This window comes from Paenibacillus sp. JT22N7 (genome assembly GCF_059383875.1).
Map to the genome: position 1 here is coordinate 24,555 of NZ_JBXENY010000013.1, position 23,994 is coordinate 48,548.

A 23,994-nucleotide genomic window follows, 5' to 3' on the forward strand; every position below is an offset into this window, starting at 1 on the left:
TGGTTTGAGCGAAAACGGGATGAGCAAGGTGTCGATTGCTTTAATTCAAGCGGCGAACGAACTGCATGGCGGCGAGTCTGTCGAGGCGCATAAGGCGGCTGCAATAGAGAAGCATATCCGCATGATAAGGGAAGCTGCGGCTCAAGGTGCGCAAATCGTATCGCTTCAGGAAATTTTTTATGGCCCTTATTTTTGCGCGGAGCAGCAGACGAAATGGTATGCAGCTGCGGAAGAAATTCCGAATGGGCCAACGACGCGGCTTTTTCAGGAGCTGGCGAAGGAATGCGGCATCGTCATCATTTTGCCGATTTACGAGCGGGAGGGCATCGCCACTTATTACAACACTGCTGCCGTTATTGATGCGGATGGCGCTTATGTTGGCAAATACCGCAAGCATCATATTCCTCATGTCGCTGCGGGCGGCGGCGGGAGCGGCTTTTGGGAGAAGTTTTATTTTAAACCGGGCAATCTCGGTTATCCCGTCTTTGATACGGCGTACGCCAAGGTTGGCGTGTATATATGCTATGACCGCCATTTCCCGGAAGGGGCGCGGGCACTGGGGTTGAATGGAGCGGAAATCGTGTTTAATCCATCGGCGACGGTTGCGGGAACCTCGGAGTATTTGTGGAAGCTGGAGCAGCCCGCCCATGCGGTGGCGAATGGCTATTATGTTGCGGCGATCAACCGTGTGGGTGTAGAGGAGCCTTGGAATATGGGCGAGTTTTATGGGCAATCGTATTTGGTCAATCCGCGTGGGGCGATTACGGCAATCGGGAGCCGGGATAAGGAGGAAATCGTTATGGGCGTACTGGATAAAGAGCTGATTCGCGAAGTGCGCGAGGTATGGCAGTTTTACCGTGACCGCCGCCCGGAGACGTATGACAATCTCGTCAGCTTGTGATTGTAAACGGACAAACGGATAAGCGGATAAGCGGATAGTGGATCATTTTCATCATAAATAGGCGGTTTAAAAATAGGAGGGGAAGCAGCTATGGGCATCGCCTTTATATCGGAGCAATCGCTCCGGCGCAATTTCGCCGAGGTGAAGGCAGGCATGAAGCCGAAGGAAGCGATCGATGAATCGAATCGCTGTTTGTATTGCTATGATGCACCGTGCATTACGGCCTGTCCAACAGGTATCAATATCCCTTCTTTTATTAAAAAGATCGCTTCTGGCAATTTGAAGGGCTCCGCCAGAGCGATTATGGATGCCAATCCGGTCGGCGCGACCTGCTCGCGCGTATGTCCAACCGAGGAGCTGTGCGAGGGCGCATGCGTGCTGAATCATTCCTCCACGCCGATTCGCATTGGCGATTTGCAGCGTTATGCTACAGATTGGGCGATTCATAATGAGCAGCAGCTGTTCACGGCCGGCAAGAGCAACGGCAAGCGCATCGCGATTATCGGCGGCGGCCCAGCCGGGCTGTCGGCAGCGCGGGAGCTGGCGCGGTTCGGCTTTGCCGTTACCGTATTTGAGGCGAAGGAGCAAGCGGGCGGTCTAGATACGTATGGCATCGTCTCCTTCCGGCTGCCGCAGGAGGTTTCGCTCTGGGAGGTTGAGCAAGTGCGGCAGCTGGGCGTAGACATTCGGACGAATACAAAGGTTGGCGTAGATGTGGGCTTGGAGCAGCTGCGCCGTGAATTTGATGCCATCGTGCTGGCCATTGGCATGTCGAAGGTACCTTCGCTTGGCATTGAAGGCGAAACGCTGGACGGCGTATTTGACGCCATTGATTTTGTGGAGTCGACGAAAACGGCTGTGCGCACCGACATAGCGGGCAAACGTGTCGCCGTTATCGGCGCAGGCAACACGGCCATTGATGCGGCGACCTGCTCGGTACGACTTGGCGCCATGAATGTGAAAATCGTCTACCGCCGCAGCGCCGCCGAAATGACGGCCTATGCGTTCGAATATGACTTCGCCAAGCAGGATGGCGTTGAATTTCAATGGCTGACAGCACCGGCTCGCATTATCGGGAATGCCAAGGGGCAAGTGACGGCACTCGAATGCCTCATGATGGAGCTGGAGGAAACGGAAGAAGGGCGGGCGCGTCCCGTACCGATTCCCGGCTCGACGTTCAGGCTGGAAGTGGATGCTGTTGTTTTAGCAATTGGACAAACGCGCCATCTGCCATTGATCGAGCAGCTAGGCATCGCGCATACACGCGGCATTGTAACGGTAGACGAGAGCAGCTATCAAACGTCCGATCCGCAAATTTTTGCCGCTGGGGACGTTATTTTCGGTGAAGGCCAAGGAGAAGCGATGGTCGTCTCGGCCGCCCAGCAGGGCAAGAAGGCAGCTTATGCTATTTATAAGCAGTTAATCAAGCTGCAGGAGGAGCCGGCATAAGGAAAGCAGCGTCAAAATTGGCCGGGTCGGCTCCGCATGCGGTGAAATCCCGTACGTGACTGTTGCATGGGAACGACAAGGCAGCAGGCTCATCAATCAATGCCAAGCTGCTATAAACGCAGCTGTACAAATTCGCATCTTATCGAAGGCATAAGGAGGGAAACGACAATGGCTGATTTACGCATTAATCTAGCGGGTATTGCCTCTCCAAATCCTTTCTGGCTGGCATCTGCGCCGCCTACCAATACGGGCTACCAGGTGCAGCGCGCATTCGAGGCAGGCTGGGGCGGCGCAGTGTGGAAGACGCTGGGCGATCCCATTATCAATACGTCCTCGCGCTTTGCCGCCGTACATTTCAACGGGCAGCGGGTTGCGGGCTTCAACAATATTGAGCTGATTACGGATCGTCCGCTGGAGGTCAACTTAAAGGAAATCTATGAGACAAAAAAGAGATTCCCGAATCATGCTGTCATCGCTTCGCTGATGGTCGAGCCAAGCCGCGAGAAATGGCATGAAATCGTCAAAAAGGTCGAGGCGGTCGGCGTAGATGGACTTGAGCTGAACTTTGGCTGTCCGCATGGGATGGCGGAGCGCGGCATGGGGGCTGCTTCCGGGCAGCAGCCGGATCTGGTCGAAGCGCAGACGATGTGGGCGAAGGAGGCAGCGCGGACGCCGGTTATCGTCAAGCTGACGCCCAATATTACCGATATAACGGCGACTGCAAAGGCGGCGACGCGGGGCGGGGCGGATGCCATTTCCTTAATTAACACGATTAACTCGCTCGCTGGCGTCGATCTGGATTCTTGGCTGACGATTCCGCATGTGGGCGGGAAGGGGGCGCATGGCGGCTATTGCGGCCCGGCAGTGAAGCCAATTGCGCTGAACATGGTCGCGGAATGCGCTCGTAATCCGCAGGTGAACATTCCGATTTCGGGAATCGGCGGCATCTCGAATTGGCGCGATGCGGTTGAATTTATGCTTATGGGCGCAACGGGCGTTCAAGTGTGTACGGCAGCGATGCATCATGGCTTCAGCATTGTCGAGGACATGATCGACGGCTTGAACAATTACTTGGATGATAAGGGATTATCGTCGGCGATGGAGCTGATCGGCAAATCGGTGTCCCGTTATTCGGACTGGGGCGATCTCGATTTGAATTATCAAGTCGTTGCCCGCATTCATGAGGAAGAATGTATCGTATGCAACAAATGCCATATCGCCTGCGAGGATACCTCGCATCAATGCATCGAGCGGCATACGGACGAAGGCGGGCGTGCTTTCTTGAAGGTGAGGGAAGAGGATTGCGTCGGCTGCAATTTATGCTCCATCGTTTGCCCAGTGGAAGGAGCAATCTCAATGGTCGAGGTGCCGTCTTCCGAGCTGCCGATGTCATGGAATGAGCGCCAGCAAGCGATCGCGGGCATGGGCGGCAGCGAAGGGAATGCTAAATCAAGTGCTAGAGAGGCGGTGTAGCATATGGAGAAGATGGCGAAGCTCATTCGAAATGGAACGATTGTAACGGCTGCGGACACGTATCAGGCGGATGTGCTGATTGAGGGGGGCATCATCCAGGCTATCGGGACGGGGCTAGAAGCTGCTGGTGCGGCTGTCGGCGCGGAAATCATCGATGTGTCTGGAAAATATTTGTTTCCCGGAGGCATTGATCCGCATACGCATCTGGATATGCCGTTCGGCGGTACGGTGACGGCGGATAATTTTGAGACGGGGACGATTGCTGCCGCTTTTGGCGGAACGACGACGATTATTGATTTTTGCCTGACGGATAAAGGCAAGCCGCTGGCGGATTCGATTCAGAAGTGGCACGCGAAATCAGCTGGAAAATCGGCAATCGACTACGGCTTTCATCTGATGATTGGCGAAATTAACGATGCGGTGCTGGCCGAGCTGCCGGATATTGTCCATACGGAGGGCATTACGTCGTTCAAGGTGTTTATGGCTTACAAAAATGTTTTCCAAGCCGACGACGGCACCCTCTACCGAACGATGCTGACGGCAAGCGAGCTGGGAGCGATGGTTATGGTCCATGCCGAGAACGGCGATGTCATCGACTATCTCGTTGCCAAGGCATTGGCGGAAGGGCATACGGAGCCGATCTATCATGCGCTGACCCGACCATCCATGCTGGAGGGAGAGGCGACAGGAAGAGCGGCAAAGCTTGCAGGATTGACGGGAGCGAGGCTGTACGTCGTGCATGTCACCTGCGAGGAGGCGGTAAAAGCGATTGCTGAGGCGAGGGAGCAGGGCTTCGACGTCTGGGGTGAAACCTGTCCGCAATATTTGCTGCTCGACCAATCGTATTTGGAGCTGCCGGATTTTGAGGGAGCCAAGTACGTATGGTCGCCCCCGCTGCGCGAGACCCGGCATCAGGACGTCTTGTGGAATGCGCTGCGCACAGGAGGGCTGCAAACGATCGGCTCGGACCAATGCTCCTTTAATTTCAGCGGGCAAAAAGAGCTTGGACGCGAAGATTTCAGCAAAATTCCGAATGGCGGGCCGGTCATCGAAGACCGCTTCTCCCTGCTTTATTCCGAAGGCGTAGCGAAAGGGCGATTGACGCTGAACCAGTTTGTCGATCTCGTCTCGACACGCAGCGCGAAGCTGTTCGGGCTGTTTCCACGCAAGGGCACGATTGCGGTAGGCAGCGATGCCGACATCGTGATTTTCGACCCGACGATCCAGAGGGTTATCTCGGAAGCAGCGCATCATATGAATGTGGACTATAACCCGTTTGAAGGGATAGCTGTAACGGGAGCCCCAGTCAGCGTGCTGTCTCGCGGCGAGTTTGTCATTCGCGATCTAGCCTTCGTCGGACGGGCAGGCGCCGGACAATATGTGAAGCGCGCGCCCTACAAACAGCCCGTGCAGGGGGAGCTGCCTGCTGCTTCTTATAAAGCGGTCGGCATAAGCAGCAAATAGACGGTTCAATGATAGCAAGGAGGGATCGAAGTGTCGGAATATCAGCAGGTTTTGGAGGAGAAGGCGAAGCTGGACAGCTATATGGTCAGGCAGTTTAAATTTATCCACATTGAGGAAAATTTGAGCGGAGCGACGGTAACGCTCCAGCATCCGGGCGGAGAAGCCGCAACGGTTCAGCTGCTTACTGCCGAAGCGCGCAAATATTTAACCAATTTGCTGATCAAGCAGCTGGCGCAGGCCCGGGCATCGGCTGCTGCAGCCTCTTCCAGCTCAGGCGCTGCGCCATCAGCGTAATCCTCGCCATCCGCTGCCCCCTTAGCGGATGGCCTCGCGCGTATATTCATAGGCGTTCACTGCGAGCTCAATGGCGAGCCGCTTATCGGCGTTCATAAAATCTTCGCCCAGCAGCGCAATGATTTTATCAAGGCGATGATAAAGCGTCTGCCGGGCGATGAACAGCTCGCGGGCTGTATCCTGCTTGGAGCCGGAGCGGATTAAATAGGTTTTCAGCGTCAGCAGCAGCTGGCCGTGTTTTTCCTTGTCATAGGAGACAAGCGGCTCAATGTATTCGCGGATCAGTTCATCCAGCATCCCGCTTTTTTTCAGCGCGGAAATGATTTTGTACGTATGCAGCTCGTCGAAAAAGGGGGCTGGCAGCGGCCCGGCATCCCGTTGTATAGCAAGCGTCTCTTTGGCTGCTGCATAGCTTTCCGCTGCTTGGTCGACCTGTGCGGCCAGCTTGCCAATGCCCCAAAGCCCGGAGAAGAGCGCCGGCTCCTGCTTCATCTCCGTCTTGCGCAGCCGCTCAACTGCTTGCAGCAGGCGCTCCTTCCATTTTTGGCGCTCCAGCTGATCCAGCAAAATAAACACAATTTGCCCTTGCAGCAGCAGCGGGAGCAAATAAAAGCCCTCCCCCTCAAAAATCGCCCGCGCCACCCGGTAGCGCTGGAGCAGCAGCGATTCAAAATCCGCCGCTTCCATGTGCGAGGCTTCCAACTGAAACACGCATACCGCTACGCTGCCAAGCTTGGCAGACGGTTTAATACGGCGAATATAATCGTTGATTTCGGTTAGGCCATGTTTGCCGGAAAGCCAGTCGCCAAGCCAGAGATCGTCTTGGTAGCGGCGTTTCTCCTCGGTATATTGGGTGCGCATCATTTCCTGGGCTACCGCAGTCGCACAGCGATCCAGCGCAAGAATTTGAAATTCAGTCAGCTCCTGCCTCGCGTGAATGAGCAAATCAGCGAATAGATGGCCGAGCGCCACAATGGGCCGATGAGCAAGCTGCTGGCTCAGCAGCGGAGCGGGGAACATTTCATTGTAAATCCACCGCTCGTAAAATTTGTCGGCTTTCGCTTTCGTCATGAAGGGGACAAACTGGGCTTCGGCATTCAAGGGAAAAAAAGCGACCTGCGCACCCGTTGTTTGCTGAAGCAGCTCCAGAAGGGGCCTCAGGCCCTTGCCGGACAAGAGCAGCTGTCCGAGCTGCCTGGATAACGTCTCCAGTTCGGACACCATTTTATGATGCTGATTAATGAAGTGGGCATGAAGATCCTGAGTGATATCAATGTAGCGGACTTGCTCGTGGAAGAGGAGAATGGGGAAATGCTCGCGTTTTGCCAGCTCCAGCATCCGTGCCGGCGGTCTGGAAGTATAAGTGACCAGCTCAATGCACAGCCCAGATGCGCCGGAATCGAGCAATTGCTGTAGAAAAATCAGGCTTCGTTCTTCATCCTCCTGCCAGCCGATGCCTGTCGTCAAAATCAGCTCGCCGCCGCTTAAAAGCTGGCCAGCTTGAATGACCTCCATAATGTGGACCCATCTGACGGTGCGGTTTAAGGCATCTTCACTTGCGAGCACCTCGGCTTTCTGGAACAGCGGCCGTTGTAAAATATCGCGGATTGTCAGCTGCAGCAGCGTTTGTACGATAGTGTCCACTCCCCTCATGTGAAGATAGTTGACACTATTATACAGGATTTTCATTTGAAAGTAGATACCGACCCTATTGCGTGCGGCTGGCAGGTTTGGCTTTGCGAAAAAAGCCGAGCAGGAAGGCGATAAACAGAATGGCTATTTGCACAGGAGTTACGTACCTTACCGTATATTTCAGCCCAATCCACAGATGAACCGTATTGTTCGGTTCGGCAAAGGAGGCGCTGTAAATCAATACTGCGACGATAATCGCGCATTTGCGGTACGGAATTTTCAGCAGTGAGCTGAGCGCCAGAACGGCGGCCATAAAAAGCAGCGACAGCTTGACGAACAGCCCGATAATAAGCAGAATCGTTACGACTACATCGAGCCGTTCCAGAAAGTCAGCAATGCGAATGAGCTGGACGGCTTCAAGAAAAGGCATCATGCTGTAGCCTGAGAGCGCAGGGCCGAGCACGGACATAATGAGCATATTCATGAAAACCAGAAATAGGGAGACGATCGTATAAGCGCTGTAGGTGGTGCGAAGCCTTGAGGCAATCGGCTTTACATATTTCCAGAACATTAACATCGTTAGCATCTGTGCGAATGGAAACGCGACGATATCCGGCACGGCCGCTTTGAAAATCGGCGCTAGGCCATCACTCATAATTGGCAGCAGGCGGTGATAGTCCGGCAGTCCGGTCTGAATAAGCAGCGCGATAAGCAGAATATAGCTGAAAAATACGATCGGAAACAGCAGCTCCACCAGCCGAAAAAACACCTCGACTCCTTTCCAAATCGCATATAAGGACAATAAAATGATGAGCAGCATAATGCTCCATTGCGGCGTTTTGTTCAAAATGGTCATGACGGTCAGCTCGCCAAAATCGCGGACGTTTCGCATCGATTCATAGGCAAATATAAGTGCCTGCGGCACAGCAAGCGTAAAACCCAGCCATTTGCCAAACAGCTGCTTATAGAGCTCTGGCATGTCAGCGTCTGGGGACCGAGTTTGAATGCGCAGCAGCATCCAGAGAAAAATCCCGCCAATCACTGCCCCGAGCGCCATCGCAAGCCATGAATCCTGCTTCGCATCTACGCCCAGCTCGAAGAGGGGGGTGCTGCCGATCTGGAAAAGCAAAATCATGATGGCAAGCTGAAACTTGCCTATTTTGGGTGCCTTCGCCATCGCATTTTACCCCTCCTTCGAGCGTGTATTAGTATGCAGCGCAGGCTGCGCGTGCAAATCTGGCGTCGCTATTTTCTCGTTTTTGATTGCGCCTCTTTGAAGGTAAAGTTGCTGAACCCAATGCGGGCAAGCTTGAATTTGACATCCAAATTCAGCACCGTCTCGGGAAATTCCTCATTCCAATCCTTCTGTATTTGCTTCCACTGCTGCGGATATTTCATGCTTATGGCTTTGCCGAATCCGACGATATCCGTCTTCAGACGGCTTGCCGCCTTCCAGCTCGTTTCCATCCCTCGTTTAATTTCTTCGGCGATTCTTAGCTCCTCCTGCTTTAATAGCCCCGGCTGCTGAAGATCGTTCGGGCAAGTATATTCAAGGAGTGTCCCATTAGCTTTGACACTTACATTCATGACCCATCTTCCATCGGCCCGCTGCTCCGGCTTCACCGTGGTGGAGGCTCCCCCTATAATAACGGAGGAATCCTTTTTGCTCCCCTGACCTCTGCAATCAAAGCTAATGGTCGTCCGCTTGACCTGATCGGACAGCCACATGACGCCGGCCGCTTCATCCGGTGTGAGCCAACCGGCCAGCTTGTCACCGGAAATAACGCCAAGGTCTCCCAGCTTGATTTTTGCTCGGGTATAGGTGTTCTGCAGGGAGCTTACGGAACTGAGAGGCTGCTTGGAACCGGAAATTTCCAGCTCAGGAATGCCGGTTGCCTGCGTAGGGCCAAGCAGCTCGAGTAAAATGCGATACATTGTCATATCGGGATAGACGGAGCTGCTTGCAGCTTCGTTTTCGACCAGACGCTGGACAGCGGTACCGGGAATTTTCTCCACAGGGAGCAGCTGCTCAATGAGCTTGCGCGCTTTGCCCTTGGCAATGAACATCGACACCGTTTCGCGGGCATCGGTGTTGCGCATATAGATTTCCATCAGCGGCGAGATTCCCTTCTTCGCGACCGTCTCGCTAATGACAATGATTTGATTATGGGCAAAATAAAGCTTGCGCGACATTTCGCGGCTGGCATCGCCGATGGCTTTGCGAATGCTATCTGCCTCGGTCGAAAATACGTTCACCGGGGCATCGCCCGTAGCAGCGCTATTGCCTTGAGAGGAAATGGCCTGCGGGATGACCATCTGGTAAGATACAATCCATTTCCCTTTTTCCCAATCTACTGCCGTGGCAGAAATAATGCCGATTTCATTCATTTCAACGCGATTCCAGCAGCCTCCCAGCAGCATGAATATGAGCAAAGAGCCTACGATGCGAGTAAGCAGGCGATACATATGCGGATTCCTCCTTTCAGCGTACGCCGCTTGTACAACCGCGGGCTCTCGACTAGATTTGGGCAGCTAAGCTTTATTCGGCCTTGCTAGTGCGATTAATTTTGTTCGTAGCTTCTCGTTTCAGCAGAGCTTTATGGGGTGCGCGAATGAACGTATCCTTCATGGCCGACCAATTGAAGGGAGCAAGCGGCGTCATATACGGAACGCCAAACGATTCAAGTCCAGCCAAATGGATGAGCATCGCCATAAATCCGGCGACAATGCCCATAAAGCCGAACACGCCAGCGAGCAGCATGAACGTGAAGCGAATGAGCCTAGCGGAAATCGCAATATTGAACTGCGGAATGACAAAGCTGGATATGGCGGTGAAGGACACGACCATGACCATGCCGGCGGATACGATTCCGGCATCTACGGCGGCTTGTCCTAAGACGAGTGCGCCTACGATGGAAATGGCTGGACCAATAGCTCGTGGCATCCGTACGCCTGCTTCACGCAATACTTCAAAGGTCATCTCCATAATCAGCGCCTCGACCAGCCCCGGAAACGGAATGCCCTCCCGCTGGGCAGCAAGCGTGATGAGCAGTGTAGTTGGCAGCATTTCCTGATGGAATGTTGTCACGGCAATATATAGGGCTGGCAGCAGCATGGAAATGAGAAAAGATACGAAACGAATCAGCCGCAGGAAGGTAGCGATATCAAAGCGGTGGTAATAGTCTTCCGGTGTCTGGAAAAATTGAAACAGCGTGACCGGCGCAAGCAGCACGAATGGCGTGCCATCTACAACAATCGCAATTTGTCCCTCCAATATGCCCCCGGCAACCGCATCTGGACGCTCGGTGTTCATCAGCGTTGGGAAGGGGGTATATCGTTTTTCCTGAATGAGCGCTTCGATATAGCCGCTTTCAAGAATGCCGCTGACTTCAATAGCCTCAAGGCGTTCACGAATGGTCTTTACAGCTTCTGCTGAAGCGACGCCGTTCAAATACAGCATCGCAATTTGCGTACGTGTTTGGCTGCCAACAACCATCGATTCGATATGCAAGTCCGGCGACTTAATGATTTGGCGCATCAGATTAATATTTGTACTCAAGATTTCATTGAAGCTTTGCTGTGGCCCGCGCAGCACGGTTTGGGTAGTCGGCTCACTGACTGTTCTGCCTTCTTTGCTGCTGACATTAATCATCAGCCCGCTGCTCGCTTCCTGGACAAGCAGGAGACAGTAACCATTCAGCAGCATATCGATCGCTTCTTCTATGGAATCGGTGCAATAAGTCGAGCCGACCTGTATAATCTGTTCCTTAATCAAATGAATTAAAGCGTTGCTGCGCTCCTCCGCTTGTTTATCTTCCTCCATTAAGGGGCGCAGGACGGATTCATTTAACGTCGCCTCATTGACCATTTCGCTCAAATAGACGAGCGACATCGTAATCTCTGGAGCCAAGTCGCTTGCAAAAGGCTTAATTTCGAGATCAGAGCTGTGACCAAGCAGCTTAGTAAACGTATCTATATTGGATTTGAGCGAAGGGCTGAACGGTTGTTCCTTATGCTTCTTCCGGGGAGAGCCGCCCTTCGGCTGATTCAAGCCACCTGATTTTGTATGGTTGAAAAACATGCCAGTGCCACCCTCCTTGAATAGGATCGGAGTGCGGCTAGGTAAGGGATCACGCCAGTCGCCAAAGCTCTCCAAGTCATAATTTGGCTAAAAGCTTACCCTTTTATGTATGAAAAGGAATAGGGGTAATAGATAATAAAAGCAATTGGAAGGAGTGTGACGGAATATTCGACAGCAGCGAACAACGGCAGCCAGATTCATTGGCTGTGTATTATTTGCTTTATTATTTGTGGTTGCGGGGTTTTAACATTTTCGGGAGGCGCAGGGCTTTGCCGAGATGCTGCCTGATTTTGTTCCATTGCGGCTTGAAATCATTTATGCGACAGGTATAGTGGAGTGGATATTTGCGCTGCAATCTATGGGATTCCAGCTCCCGGGTCGACAGACCCTCGCAGGCGGCACTATGGATCAGGCTGGTGTTCCAGCCGCTGCTGATTTGGTGGGTTTGGTGGGCGACGCGTTTGCCAAAGAGTCGTAACGGGTAAGCGAGTGGAGCGCAAGCCTATAGTGAAAAAGAAAAAAACAGCATGACCGATTCAGCGGTCATGCTGTTTTTGTTGATTGCTCAGCGGCTGCCTGAAGTTTAAGGCGTTACCGCTGCGTTATTTTTTTGCAGCCTATTAAGGTGCTGTTTGTGGATCAGGCTGTTGCTCTGGCTGCTGTTCAGGTTGTTGCTCCTGCTCCGGTTGTTGTTCTGGCTCTTCTTCTTGCTCTGGTTCTTCAGAAGGTCTTTGATTGTTATCTACGATGTTCAGACCCCTTACAGGATTCGTATTCGAGAATGCATTAACATCCGTGAATGTAACTTGACCATCTGTGATGGTCATCGTGAATACAGTCCAATAAATCTCATTGCCTCTATCGGTTGGCACTTCGTACACTTTAATTGGTGTAGGGGAAGAACCACGGTACACTTCAATTTTGGCACCGGAAGCCGAAATTGTGCTTGCTCCGGAGAAGTGATGCACATAGAAAGTGTACGTGCCGTTTGTATCTTTACGGATCGTTGTTGTTTCAGGTCCATACGAAGTTACATCATCCAAGTCTAGATCAACCATTTTGGTATTGTTATAATAATAAGCTTTACCACCATACCAAGTGTGGAAGATACCGCCTTGTGCAGCTGGTCCAATTAGATGCGAATCCAGATCGGCAGGGTCCTTGCCCCATGTCAATACGATACGCGTTTCATTTTCGGACGGAATGCCGATTGCAGTTTGATTTTCATTCTGGTTATTTACATTTACTGCCGATACAGCAGTCATGTAGGTTGTTACGTATGGCGTGCCTACGCCGCCCAGCTCACCTGTGTAAATGCCAGGAGCCAAATAAATGTAATATCTTCCGTTAGCATCGGTTACAGCTGTTCCAACAACAGGGCCACTTGTAGCGCCGAGGCCTTTGCGGAACTCAATCGTCAGGTTAGCTACAGGATTACGGGCAACATCAATGATGGTACCGCCGAAGCCTGTCAGTTTAACCGAACCGCTTTGGCTGCCTGCGAACTTGGTTTTGGCTTCATTCGCTTCCACATGAACGTACAGCGTGGAGCCATAGCTTTGAACCGGATTAAAGGTGATTTTGCCGTCCGCATATTGCAAGCCGCTCAGCTCATAAGCTGCACCGTTCAGCGTTGCGGAAATTGCGAAATCAGACAGGCTCACATCCTCCACTTGCTGATCAAAAGAAACATCGACTGCGCCGTTCGTTACTTGTACAGTGGAAATCGTCGGGTACCCTTGCTCATAAACGGCTACTGTTACAGGAACCTGTACATTGTACAAGCCATAGGTTGCTGTAATGAAGGTTGTACCTTCGCCGACAGCTTTAACCTTGCCGTATACGACTTCAGCTACAGAAGCATCTGAACTGGTCCAGTTGGAATGAGTCGTAATATCTTTAGCGTTAGCTGTGTATTTCACGCCTGTCGCAACGATTTGACGTGTTGCTCCAATCGCTGAAAGCTCAAAGCCTAGAGCAGGTTCAGCAATGATGCTGGAAACCGCAGGATCGGCTTGCAGGTTTGGCTGGCTTGGCAGCGAGCTGAAGTCTACGCCGTCTGCATTGACCACTGCATCAGTAATCGAGCCTTGTCCAAGGAAGGAAACGATCGCATCAAGTACGGCATTTGCAACGTTAGAGCCATGTTCCAGGTGGAAAACGGTATTCAGTGCGCTTGCGAATACATCCAGCTGACCGATAGAGCCGTTCTCGCCTAGCGTGATGGCTGCTTGTTCAGCATAGACGGAAACCGAATTAAATACGCCGTTTAACGAAACTTGTGCGTTATGTGGAACGTTGCTTGAGATGTTGATGTTTCCAACTTGTCCAACCCCTGGCTGTGTTTCGATAATAGCGCCAGAGCGAATCGTAACCTGCTGAACATCGGTTCCATTTTCCAATACGAGACGAATGCTTCCATCTTGCTTGTCTACAATGACGGTTGCCAGAGTGGAGTTTTGTACGTGAATACTGTTAGGGCCGCCACCATTAATGGTCGTCGATCCGCTAACGGTAACGTTCTGGAGCGTTACATCGCCATTGCCGATGCTAGTTTCCAAGTACAGATTACCCGAAATCGTTGTGTTTTTAAGGGTAACATTGGCAGCGTAGATGCGGACATCGCCAGTCACCGCACCCAGCGTGTGCTCACCTGCGGAATTAATGGAAGTGCTCGTCGATCCGCCATTATTTCCACCGTTATTTCCACCATTGTTTCCACCACCGCTGCTGCTGTCTGATGACTTCGGCGGGTTTGTTGGAGTCGGGGTAGCAGACGGTGCTGGTGTAGCAGTTGCACCGAGCGAAGCGGCTGCCAGCTCATAGGACGATTTGTTGAAGACGAATTCGTAGGCTAGACGAGCTAGCGCTTGACGATCTGCTACGCCCGAAGGATTGAAGCGAGTTGTACCGTCTGCATTGGCTACGCCTTTAATGAAGCCGATTTGGTAGGCGAAGGAAACGGAGCTTTTCGCCCATGCCGATACAGTGGAGAGATCCGAGAGCTTCTCATCCAGCGGCACCGCTTTAGCAGCTTGCTCCAAGCCGAAGGCGCGAACAAAGAATACGGCGAGCTCTTCGCGTGTAACGGTTTTGTTCGGAGCAAATTGGTCGGCGGAAATGCCTTGCGTAATGCCGGATTTCACAAGTGCGCCAACATAGCCGTTATACCAGCTGTTGCTGGCCACATCTTTGAAAGATGCGGCGCTTGCAGCATCCTGCTCTTTGCCTAGAGCAAGCACAAGCACTTTAGCTAGTTCCGCGCGAGTAATAGAGTTCGAAGGCTTAAAGCTGCCGTCGCCATAACCGCCGAGAATGCCTTTTTCTACTAGAGCGGTTACTTCATCTTTAGCATAAGATTTCTCGATGTCTGTGAACGACACGGAGGAGGCGGCTGCCTCTGCGCCAAAGGCGATATAGTTCGTGGAAAAAATCGATAAGACCATTGCAAAAACAAGTGCGACAGAAATACGTTTGCTTGCCATGTTGCCAATCATCATAACTCTCTCCCTTATCTATTCTCTGTTTGCCAAACAATTGCATATTGTGCATAGGACCTAAAACAATAAGACTATGTACTCACTCTGCATAGAAGATAAAATAGGTCTTTTTGCTCAATAGTATAATACTACCATGGAAAATAATGAATAGGGAAGATGTTTTATTGAATTTATCAAAATATTTTGTTGAATAAAGCTGAATAAAGTAGAAAAAACGCATGTATACCTAAGGATTCAAGCGATAAACTAAATATGGGTAATTGTTGCAAATTTACAAATAATCAAAGTGACCTTTACATTCCCCTATCAATTCTCTTATAAACTAGTTGTGTTGAAGCATTATCCAATCTAGTTAATAGGAGGATGTACATGTTAAAGAGGTTCCATGCTCGTGCAGCCAAGGTAGCACTGGCAGTCGCGACTATTGTGGCAGTAACAACTGTAGGGGGAAACAGCGGAGTGAGCGCAGAGGATGAGCAATCGCCAATTAAAAATGTGATCATTCTCATTCCTGACGGCATGGCAAATGATGCAACGGCGCTCGCCAGATGGTATAAAGGCTCTTCGTTAACGCTTGATCAAATGGCAAGCGGCATGGTCCGCACCCACTCGGCAGACGCACCGATCGCGGATTCTGCCCCTGCGGGTACCGCTTTTGCTACTGGACATAAATCGCACACAGGATTTGTTGGCGTTTTGCCAGACAAGGCTACGATGCCAGGCCAGAAGGCTATCGCCCCGGGTGATGAGAGAAAACCTGTCGCTTCTGTGCTGGAAGCGTCCAAGCTTGCGGGAAAAGCGACGGGCATCATTGCAACCTCGGAAATTATGCATGCGACTCCGGCTGATTTTACCGCTCACTATCCAGACCGCAAAAACTACGATGCCCTGAGCAAGCAGCAGGTATATAATCAGGTCGATGTTGTATTAGGCGGCGGCAGCGATTATTTGGTTCCGTCCGGCCGCAGCGATGGCGAAAATTTGGTTTCCTCCATTAAAGCGCTCGGTTACGACTATGTGACGACGCCAGCGGCGATGAAGGCCTCCAAATCGGGCAAGCTATGGGGCATGTTTGCTCCGGCAGGCCTGTCCTATGATATGGACCGTGATCCCGCTAAGCAGCCAAGTCTCGCCGACATGACGCAAAAAGCGATCGACATTCTTTCCAAGGATAAAGACGGCTTTTTCCTCATGGTAGAGGGCAGCAAGGTGGATTGGGCAGCTCATGCCAACGATCCAATCGGTATTATCAGCGATGTGCTGGCCTTTGATAATGCGGTTAAAGTAGCGTTGGATTTTGCGAAAAAGGACAAGCAGACAGCCGTTGTTGCTGTAACGGACCATGGCAATGGCGGTTTGACGATCGGCAGCGCCGCAACGACAGGCACCTACGATAAGGAGCCGTTGTCCACCTTCATTGGCCCGCTGAAGAAAGCGAAGCTGACGGGTGAGGGCTTGGAGGCGAAGCTGGATGCGAAGAGAACGAACATTAAATCTGTGCTTCAGCAATATTATGGCATTTCGGATTTGACGACGGAGGAAATGGCGGCGATTAAAGCTGCGGAGCCGGGCAGAATGAATTATGCAGTAGGCCCTATGATCAGCAAGCGTGCAGGTATTGGCTGGACAACTGGCGGACACACCGGCGGAGATGTGGTGCTGTACACATATGCTCCGAATAATGACCGGCCATTTGGCGTCATCGACAACACGGATATTGCGAAGTATATGGCTCGCGTGCTGGACCTTGATTTGGATGCGGTCAGCAAGCAGCTGTTCGTGCCGGCGAAGCAGGCGTTTACGGCTAAAGGCGCGAAATACGAGCTTAACCTGAAGGATGCGAAAAACCCTGCCATCCTCGTGACGAAGGGCAGCCAGAAGCTGGAGCTGCAAATTTACAAAAACATCGCCGTCCTGAACGGAAAGAAAACGACCCTTAAAGGCGTCATCGTTTACAACGGAACCGATGCGTTTGTGCCGCAGGATGCTGTAGATCTGATTAAATAAGCGATGGATTGTGAAAATAGTGCAAAGAGCAAGAGCCCGCATTGGCTGCGGGCTCTTCTTTTTGCTGCTATGCGCTATATTGACTATGGAATGATTAGCCTGTTATGTGGTGGGCCGCTTATTTTCCCTCTATGCTTGCAGCGGAAACCTCGCCCAGCGCTCGCAAAGTCAACAGAACATGCTCCAGCAAGCTCGGAATATCCTCCATTTGCTCCTCGTTGATTTTGCGCTTGAACGATAGCTTAATCTCGTTCTGATGCTCCGCCTGCCCCTCTGAGTAGACAAAGCTGAGCGACTGCACAGGGACAGGGTTTTCCGGCCAAATCCGCTGGAATACCGCTTCAATCTGCGGACATTGCTGCTCGAAATCCTTCACCCTCATATGAAAAAGCAAGCTCAGCTCGCAGCCGGGCGCCTCTCCCGGCAGCTCCAATAGCTCGGCGGCCAGCTCCTTCAATGAGGCTTCGAGCCGCAGCTCGGCGGTTACGGCTTCCTGCCCGGTTAAGTGGAAGGCAAGGCTGAAGGCTCGTCCCATAACGGACATTTCCATCGTATCTTTGCGGCCTGTTATCTGAATCGTTTCGTCCAGCGTATCCAGATCGTACAGCTGATTTTCAAAAGCAACCTTCAAATTATCGAATACGGTTGGATCAAACATCTTTTTTCCCTCGCAGTGGTCATATTTTTAATGTCGAAGCAAATATTGAAGCGTTTCAATAGAGCTGTGTTCATTATACAATGGTTTTCTGGCGAAGGTGAGAACGATCAGATTTGAAAGAGGTGATGGGATGGCGTTTGATTCACATTTAGATCATTTCTTACTGCATTATTTTAAGAGCCTGCCTTTAAAAAGCCCGATATTTTATAATGCGCCAGTAGGCATTAGATTCGAAATGGGCGGAGACATATGTGAAGCTGCGGCTAGAGCTGAGAAAGTCAAAAGCAGAGCGCTGGCTTTATTTAATGCGATTAATGGATGCGAGGATTTTATTTATTTTGTGCTATTCATGGATAGCTGGGACGAGCACCCGGTTACTCTTTTTGAAAAAGATGTGTATAAGACTTTCAATGATTATATTAGCGGCATTCCTATAAGTGAAGTATCAAAGCAAGAGCAGGAATATCGATACAAGAGCCCGGATGATGCGGATGATATTGTGACGGTAAGGTACTATGCCCGCGTGAAGCTTCAAAATTTGAACGTTAATTCTCTTTTAGAGGCGATTGCAAATCGTTCGCTTGGTCTTGAGCCAATTATTGATGGGGACATATATATCATTAATGAAACGAACAAAACGATTTTTCATCTCTATGATGACAGAGGACTGGACATTATCGCTGAAAAAGTGGAGACGTTACGGGGGATATATAAGCAGTATAATGATTGGATTTTAGATTATGATCGGAAGAAAGTGGACGAATGGTTTACGCTGTGAAGCTTTTTGCTGTGAATTTTTGGAGGGATAATTGGAATGGACGAGCGGGGAACCACATGCTCCAGCTTGAAAATAAAAGGTTTATTGCGGACAATGGACTGACGCTGTATACGACCTGCGAGCCATGCCCTATGTGTACAGGGACGATTGTATTGTCGATGATCAAAAAAGTCCTTAGCATTTGCAAAAGAGTCAACTGCAAAACCCACCGCTAGCCTTTATCCGGCTGTTGGTGGGTTTGCTTTTTTTAGACGTATCGATACCTTGATCTGATTAGTCCACTGTAATCTTCAACACTACTGGATACGGACTGCGAACATTATTCGTCTTCACAACGAGTGCTTCTGCTGTGCGTTCCCACACAGGCTGCTCCTCGAAGCCGAGCACCTCGATCTGCTGAATAATGCCTTGAAAATCGTGGGATTTTTCCTTCAAGGATGTGATTTTAACCTCGCCGTCCTCTGGATAGACGAGCACCGTCGCATACAGACAGCTTCCCTTCACCGTAAAGCGGATATCCTGCGGCGTGAAAATTTTGCTTTTACCGTCCGTAAATTGTCCCTCTACAACCTTCGTCGGCCCTTCCCCATAAGTGCGCCAGTAGCTTGTATCATAGATGGCCTCGCCGTTCGTCTCAAGCCATCCTCCGATCGCGAGCAAAATGTCCTGATCCTCCTGCGGGATCGTGCCATCGGCTTTCGGGCCAACATTGAGCAGCAGATTGCCGTTTTTGCTGACGATATCGACCAAATCTTGAATGAGCTCCAGCGGCGACTTATAATCATTGTTAGGCGTGTAGCTCCATGAGTTTCGGGCAACAGCCGTATCGGTCTGCCAGTAATACGGTTTCAGCTCAGCGAATTGTCCGCGTTCCACATCGGGAACGGCGCTGCCGAGCATGTAGGCGTCATGCTTATAGTTAATGATGCCCTCGAAGCCAAGCTCAGCGGATTTATTGTAATAATAGGCTGCGAGCTTTTTCAAATACGGCTTGAACGAGGCATGCTGAATCCACCAGTCAAAATATAAAACTTTCGGCTCATAATTATCGATCAGCTCGCAGCAGCGAATGAGCCAGTCTTCCATATATTCATCCGTCGGTGGCGATTCATACAAGTTATGATGATCCGGCTCCGGCATAGAAGGCCAATACAAGTCGCCGCACGCAAGCGGTTCATGGATATCGGATTCAAACTCCTTGCCATGCGACAGGAAGAACCAATGCTCTGCACGGTGTGACGAGACGCAGAAGGTCAAATCCTTTTGCTCGAAAGCGGTTTTCATCTCATTCAGCAAATCCCGTCTAGGTCCCATTTCATAAGCGTTAAAGCGGGAAATGGCGCTTTTGTACATTTGAAAGCCGTCATGATGCTCCGCAACGGGCATCACATATTTCGCTCCCGAGCGCTGGAACAGGTCGGCCCACTCTTCGGCGTTGAATTTTTCAGCCTGGAACATCGGGATAAAATCTTTATAACCAAAGTTTTTATGCTCGCCATAGGTGGCAATATGGTGCTCATATTCCTTGCTGCCCTGGATATACATATTCCGCGGATACCATTCGCTGCCGAAGGCCGGAACGGCGTACACGCCCCAGTGAATGAAGATGCCGAATTTAGCTTGCTTATACCAAGCCGGAACCTCAAATGCGCCGAGAGATTGCCAATCGTCACGATAAGGGCCCTGCGCAATCGTTGCGGCTATTTGGTTCAAATACTCTTGTTTATTCATGGTTTCTGTTACCGTCCTTTCCGATTTGAAATCTACATGGCTATTCTAGCAAGCGTTAACAGGATTAAGAATGTGGGACACTAACTTTTATTTGTATAAAATTAACCATGGAAGCGGGTTTGCCCCATGAATGCTCATTCCTTGCTCGCCTATTATTTGTCCCATATGCAGGTGGAGCTATTTATCGCCCATCATAATACGGTCAGCACCGAATGGCAGGATCTCGATTTTACGCCGGATTACAGCAAGTTTTATTACATCGAGCATGGCAGCGGCTGGCTCAAAATCGGGGACGAGGAGTATTCGCCTGCTCCAGGCGAGCTTATTCTGGTGCCGGAGGGCGTGCCCCAATCGTATTCGGTCATAGAGGGGAGTGCCACATACCGCAAATATTGGTGCCATTTCAGCGCCAAGGTTGGGGAAATCAACCTGTTCAAGCTGCTGGATGTGCCTTATCTGTGCACGGCTGCTGATCAGGAACGGGTACGGACGATTTTTGCCGAGCTGGTGTTTTATGCGAACGACCAGACAATCTATTCCAGGCTGCTTGCAAAAGCGAAGCTGCTGGAGCTGTTTTCATTGTTCATTATGCAGCAGGGCGAGGAGAGCATCAGCTTGAAAAATGCGGCTGCCACCCAGCGGCTGACAGAAATTTTGAGCTATATCCATATGAATAGCGGCAGCGATATCACCATTCAAGACCTGGCAAAGCGGGCGTGCCTGCATCCGAACTATTTTATAAGAATGTTCAAGGAGCAAATGGGCGTGCCGCCGATTCAATACATCGCTCGTTTGAAAATCGAAAAAGCGAAGGAGCTGCTGGCCGATTCAACGCTCAGCGTTAGCGAGGTCGCCGAGCAGGCGGGCTTTAATGACCTGTTTTATTTTTCAAAGCAATTCAAGAAAATAGCGGGCCTGTCTCCGACAGAGTTTAGAAAACAAGGGCCATAAAAAACCAGCTTCATTCTCCCATTGTTCTCCATTACGGATATCGTTCCCTGATCCAGCAAATAATAAAGCGTCGCAACTTATTGGCGCTGTCAGAGAAGTCTGATACTGACAATGATGGAGGGTAAAGCATGTTCAAACGCTTGGATGAAGTGTTGATCGAAATTCCGAATGCCGGGCGGCCTGAGCCGAACGCGGCGGCTGCGGTGCAAGAGCTGCTGGGCGGAAAATTTGGCGAAATGTCTACGCTGAGCAACTATTTGTACCAGTCGTTTAATTTTCGCTCGAAAACGAAGCTGCGCCCGTTTTATGATTTGGTTACGAGCATTACGGCGGAGGAGCTAGGCCATGTCGAGCTCGTCTCCCACGCGATTAACCATTGCTTGCATGGCTCCACGACACCGGGCAAGCCGGATGAATCGCCGCTGAAATCCGTTAAGGACTGGCGGATGTCGCTTCCTTTCCTGTCTGGCGGACAAGGCGCATTGCCCGTTGATTCAATGGGGCGGCCGTGGACGGGCGAGCATGTATTCAACAGCGGAAATTTGGTCGAAGATTTGCTGCATAATTTCTTCCTGGAAGTTGGCGCCAGAACCCATAAAATGAAGGTGTATGAAATGACCTCCCATCCGGCTGCGCGTGAAGTAGTCGGCTATTTGCTCGTACGGGGCGGTGTCCATGTCGTGGCGTATGCGAAAGCGCTGCAAGTGGCGACCGGCGTCGATGTGACGAAGCTGATTCCAATTCCTTCTCTTAATAACAAAGCATTCAATGAAGCGCGCAAGTATGAGGAGAAAGGCGTTCATACGAAGCTTTATACGTACAGCGATAATGATTTTAAAACGATTGACCAAATTTGGAAGGGCACGCATCCAGAGGATGGGCAGCCGCTTGAGGTTATTCATGGGTTGCCGAAGGGCGTGCCTGTACCGGAATATCCAGAGGTGGAGGAGGAATTCGCGCCGGGCATTTCCGCTGAGGATTTTGCCGCCATTGCCGAGAGGCTGAAGGCCGCGGGTAATATCCATTAACCTTGCCTGCACACAGGATGCCAAATGGAGACACAGCCCCGTTTCCATGAAAAAGAACGCTAAACAGCCAGCACCTGCCGTCTATTTTCGGCTAGTGCTGGCTGTTTATTTAATAAACCTATGCTAAGGCTGATCCGGAAGCTTAAGCTCCTGCAACGGCGACAAAATGTCCCGGCTTCACTTCAATAAAGGAAGAATGCTCCAGTCCGTACGGATCGGCTTTGGCTGCCTCCGTATGCGGCAGCAGCCGCTTCTTCGACTCAATCGCAGGATCAGGAACCGGGATAGCTGCGAGCAGCGACTTCGTATAGGCATGGAGCGGATTCGAATACAGCTCCTCGCTTTCAGCGAGCTCAACGATTTTGCCCTTATACATAACCGCGACCCGGTCGCTAATATGCTTAACCATGGATAGATCATGGGCGATAAACAGGTAAGTCAGGCCAAGCCGCTGTTGAAGCTCCTCCAAGAGCTTCACAATTTGCGCCTGAATCGAGACGTCGAGGGCAGACAGCGGCTCGTCGCAGACGATAAATTCCGGCTCGACCGCCAGCGTGCGGGCGATGCCAATGCGCTGCCGCTGCCCGCCGGAAAACTCATGCGGATAGCGCAGGGCATGGGAGGCGTTCAGCCCGACCAATTCCAGCAGTTCCTCTACGCGTTTGAGACGGTTTGCCTTGCCCTTCGTTAGGCCATGAGTGTCCAGCGCCTCGCCGATAATATCGACAATGCGCAGGCGCGGGTTAAGCGAAGCATAGGGATCTTGAAATATAATGCCCATATGCCGCCGCATTTGCTTCATCTCGGCCCGGTTTAAATGCTGGAGCGGAATGCCGCGGTATAGCACATCTCCGCCAGTCGCTTCGTTTAACCGCAATATCGTGCGGCCTGTCGTCGACTTGCCGCTGCCTGATTCGCCAACGACGCCAAACGTCTCGCCAGCTTGAATATCAAAGCTTACATTGTTAACCGCCTTAACGATTTGGCCTTTGCCGAGGTCGAAGTGCTGCCTGAGCGAGCGCACCTGCAGCAGCGGAACATTGTCCTCCGGACGGGCTAGCAACGGCTTCGGCTTTGGCTTCTTCTTCTCATCGAGACGCGGCAGGGCGTGAAGCAGCTTCACCGTATAAGGATGCTGCGGATTTGCGAAAATTTGCTCCGTCGTGCCGCTCTCCACGATTTCTCCATCCTTCATGACGACTACGCGGTCGCACATCCCCGCTACAACGCCCAAATCATGCGTGATCAATATAATGGACGTTCCGAGCTGCTGCTGCAATTCCTTCATTTGCTGCAAAATTTGCGCCTGAATCGTTACATCTAGTGAAGTCGTAGGCTCGTCTGCGATGAGCAGCGAAGGCCTACAGGCAAGGGCAATCGCAATCATCACCCGCTGCCGCATGCCGCCGGAAAATTCATGGGGATATTGATAGTAGTGGGACTCGCTATCAGCTATTCCAACCATATCCAGCATTTCAATTGCCGCTTTGCGGGCCTCCTGCTTGCCAAGCTTGCGATGCTTGATTAAGCTTTCTTCAATTTGCCGGCCGATACGCATCGTCGGATTGAGCGAAGACATCGGGTCCTGAAAAATCATGCCGATATCCTTGCCGCGTATTTTCTCCATTTCGTGCTCTGATTTATGAGCGAGATTATCGCCTTGAAACAACACCTCGCCGCCTTTGACGATGGAGGGGGGAGAAGGGAGCAAGCGCATGATCGTGCGGGCGGTTACGCTTTTGCCGCTGCCCGATTCGCCTACGATGCCGAGCGTTTCCCCTGGATGCACTTCGAAGCTTACCCCGCGTACCGCCTCAACCTCTGAATCACGAGAAAAGAAGGAAACGGACAAATGATTGACTTGTAATAATGGTTTCATATCGTCACCTGTGCAAATCATATTTAGTAGAATGTTGACATTTTGTATTCCTTAAAATAAAATCTACTATATCTATCGGAATAATGCAATTAAAATGCTGAATTAAAAGGAGCGGACAGGCTTGACGGTGCAAGACTTGAAAATTGGAAATGGCATCACAGACTGGGC

At 51.2% G+C, this 23,994-nt stretch carries 19 protein-coding genes; 11 read left to right on the plus strand and 8 right to left on the minus strand.

Translation table 11 applies throughout. The features are described from left to right. The first annotated feature begins 19 nt into the window (after positions 1-19). From AC50Y5_RS28180 to AC50Y5_RS28200, 5 genes are all read left to right on the plus strand, one after another. Positions 20-901, plus strand: coding sequence for a nitrilase-related carbon-nitrogen hydrolase (locus AC50Y5_RS28180; protein ID WP_494864871.1), 882 nt, complete (start codon positions 20-22; stop codon positions 899-901). A 90-nt stretch (positions 902-991) separates the two neighbouring features. Beyond that, positions 992-2,350, plus strand: coding sequence for an NAD(P)-dependent oxidoreductase (locus AC50Y5_RS28185; RefSeq protein WP_056031275.1), 1,359 nt, complete (start codon positions 992-994; stop codon positions 2,348-2,350). 168 nt (positions 2,351-2,518) lie between these two features. After that, entirely contained in the window at positions 2,519-3,823 is a 1,305-nt protein-coding gene (gene preA, locus AC50Y5_RS28190) for an NAD-dependent dihydropyrimidine dehydrogenase subunit PreA (protein WP_494864655.1), read from the plus strand. Between the two features lie 12 nt (positions 3,824-3,835). Then, the gene (gene hydA, locus AC50Y5_RS28195) at positions 3,836-5,287 is read left to right on the plus strand and encodes a dihydropyrimidinase (RefSeq protein ID WP_494864873.1); all 1,452 of its coding nucleotides are present in this window, start codon (positions 3,836-3,838) and stop codon (positions 5,285-5,287) included. 30 nt (positions 5,288-5,317) lie between these two features. After that, a complete protein-coding gene (locus tag AC50Y5_RS28200) occupies positions 5,318-5,581 on the plus strand; it encodes a hypothetical protein (protein WP_056031270.1) in 264 nt (87 codons plus the stop codon). A 21-nt stretch (positions 5,582-5,602) separates the two neighbouring features. On the opposite strand, the gene AC50Y5_RS28205 is transcribed toward AC50Y5_RS28200, so the two are convergent. The 4 genes from AC50Y5_RS28205 to AC50Y5_RS28220 form a co-directional block, all read right to left on the minus strand. Further along, on the minus strand, positions 5,603-7,225 hold the full coding sequence (locus tag AC50Y5_RS28205; RefSeq protein ID WP_494864657.1) for a PucR family transcriptional regulator: 1,623 nt from the start codon (positions 7,223-7,225) through the stop codon (positions 5,603-5,605). A 64-nt stretch (positions 7,226-7,289) separates the two neighbouring features. After that, a complete protein-coding gene (locus tag AC50Y5_RS28210; protein ID WP_056031264.1) occupies positions 7,290-8,390 on the minus strand; it encodes a GerAB/ArcD/ProY family transporter in 1,101 nt (366 codons plus the stop codon). 68 nt (positions 8,391-8,458) lie between these two features. Next, positions 8,459-9,679: a Ger(x)C family spore germination protein gene (locus tag AC50Y5_RS28215; RefSeq protein WP_056031261.1), complete on the minus strand. Its 1,221-nt coding sequence runs from the start codon at positions 9,677-9,679 to the stop codon at positions 8,459-8,461. Positions 9,680-9,752: 73 nt separating this feature from the next. After that, positions 9,753-11,294, minus strand: coding sequence for a spore germination protein (locus tag AC50Y5_RS28220; RefSeq protein WP_081418647.1), 1,542 nt, complete (start codon positions 11,292-11,294; stop codon positions 9,753-9,755). Between the two features lie 277 nt (positions 11,295-11,571). Between AC50Y5_RS28220 and AC50Y5_RS28225 the strand changes: the two genes are divergently transcribed. Further along, positions 11,572-11,772, plus strand: a complete 201-nt coding sequence (locus AC50Y5_RS28225; protein ID WP_494864660.1) for a hypothetical protein — start codon at positions 11,572-11,574, stop codon at positions 11,770-11,772. A 142-nt stretch (positions 11,773-11,914) separates the two neighbouring features. Here the strand turns inward: AC50Y5_RS28225 and AC50Y5_RS28230 are convergent, their stop codons facing one another. Continuing rightward, entirely contained in the window at positions 11,915-14,794 is a 2,880-nt protein-coding gene (locus AC50Y5_RS28230; RefSeq protein ID WP_494864662.1) for an S-layer homology domain-containing protein, read from the minus strand. Between the two features lie 369 nt (positions 14,795-15,163). On the opposite strand from AC50Y5_RS28230, the gene AC50Y5_RS28235 reads away from it, so the two are divergent. After that, entirely contained in the window at positions 15,164-16,801 is a 1,638-nt protein-coding gene (locus tag AC50Y5_RS28235) for an alkaline phosphatase (protein ID WP_494864664.1), read from the plus strand. Between the two features lie 118 nt (positions 16,802-16,919). Here AC50Y5_RS28235 and AC50Y5_RS28240 read toward each other — a convergent pair whose 3' ends face one another. Next, complete coding sequence (locus tag AC50Y5_RS28240) at positions 16,920-17,459, minus strand: hypothetical protein (RefSeq protein WP_056031249.1); 540 nt, start codon at positions 17,457-17,459, stop codon at positions 16,920-16,922. 97 nt (positions 17,460-17,556) lie between these two features. On the opposite strand from AC50Y5_RS28240, the gene AC50Y5_RS28245 reads away from it, so the two are divergent. Together AC50Y5_RS28245 and AC50Y5_RS28250 are read left to right on the plus strand one after the other, a co-directional pair. Further along, positions 17,557-18,237, plus strand: a complete 681-nt coding sequence (locus AC50Y5_RS28245; RefSeq protein WP_494864666.1) for a DUF3885 domain-containing protein — start codon at positions 17,557-17,559, stop codon at positions 18,235-18,237. A gap of 56 nt (positions 18,238-18,293) precedes the next feature. Continuing rightward, entirely contained in the window at positions 18,294-18,452 is a 159-nt protein-coding gene (locus AC50Y5_RS28250; protein WP_494864668.1) for a deaminase, read from the plus strand. A gap of 58 nt (positions 18,453-18,510) precedes the next feature. Here the strand turns inward: AC50Y5_RS28250 and AC50Y5_RS28255 are convergent, their stop codons facing one another. Beyond that, complete coding sequence (locus AC50Y5_RS28255) at positions 18,511-19,968, minus strand: alpha-L-fucosidase (RefSeq protein WP_494864670.1); 1,458 nt, start codon at positions 19,966-19,968, stop codon at positions 18,511-18,513. A 126-nt stretch (positions 19,969-20,094) separates the two neighbouring features. Between AC50Y5_RS28255 and AC50Y5_RS28260 the strand changes: the two genes are divergently transcribed. Together AC50Y5_RS28260 and AC50Y5_RS28265 are read left to right on the plus strand one after the other, a co-directional pair. Further along, positions 20,095-20,919, plus strand: a complete 825-nt coding sequence (locus AC50Y5_RS28260) for an AraC family transcriptional regulator (protein WP_494864672.1) — start codon at positions 20,095-20,097, stop codon at positions 20,917-20,919. A gap of 128 nt (positions 20,920-21,047) precedes the next feature. Beyond that, positions 21,048-21,947, plus strand: a complete 900-nt coding sequence (locus AC50Y5_RS28265; RefSeq protein ID WP_494864674.1) for a manganese catalase family protein — start codon at positions 21,048-21,050, stop codon at positions 21,945-21,947. Positions 21,948-22,089: 142 nt separating this feature from the next. On the opposite strand, the gene AC50Y5_RS28270 is transcribed toward AC50Y5_RS28265, so the two are convergent. Further along, positions 22,090-23,826: an ABC transporter ATP-binding protein gene (locus AC50Y5_RS28270; RefSeq protein WP_494864676.1), complete on the minus strand. Its 1,737-nt coding sequence runs from the start codon at positions 23,824-23,826 to the stop codon at positions 22,090-22,092. Between the last annotated feature and the right edge of the window lie 168 nt (positions 23,827-23,994).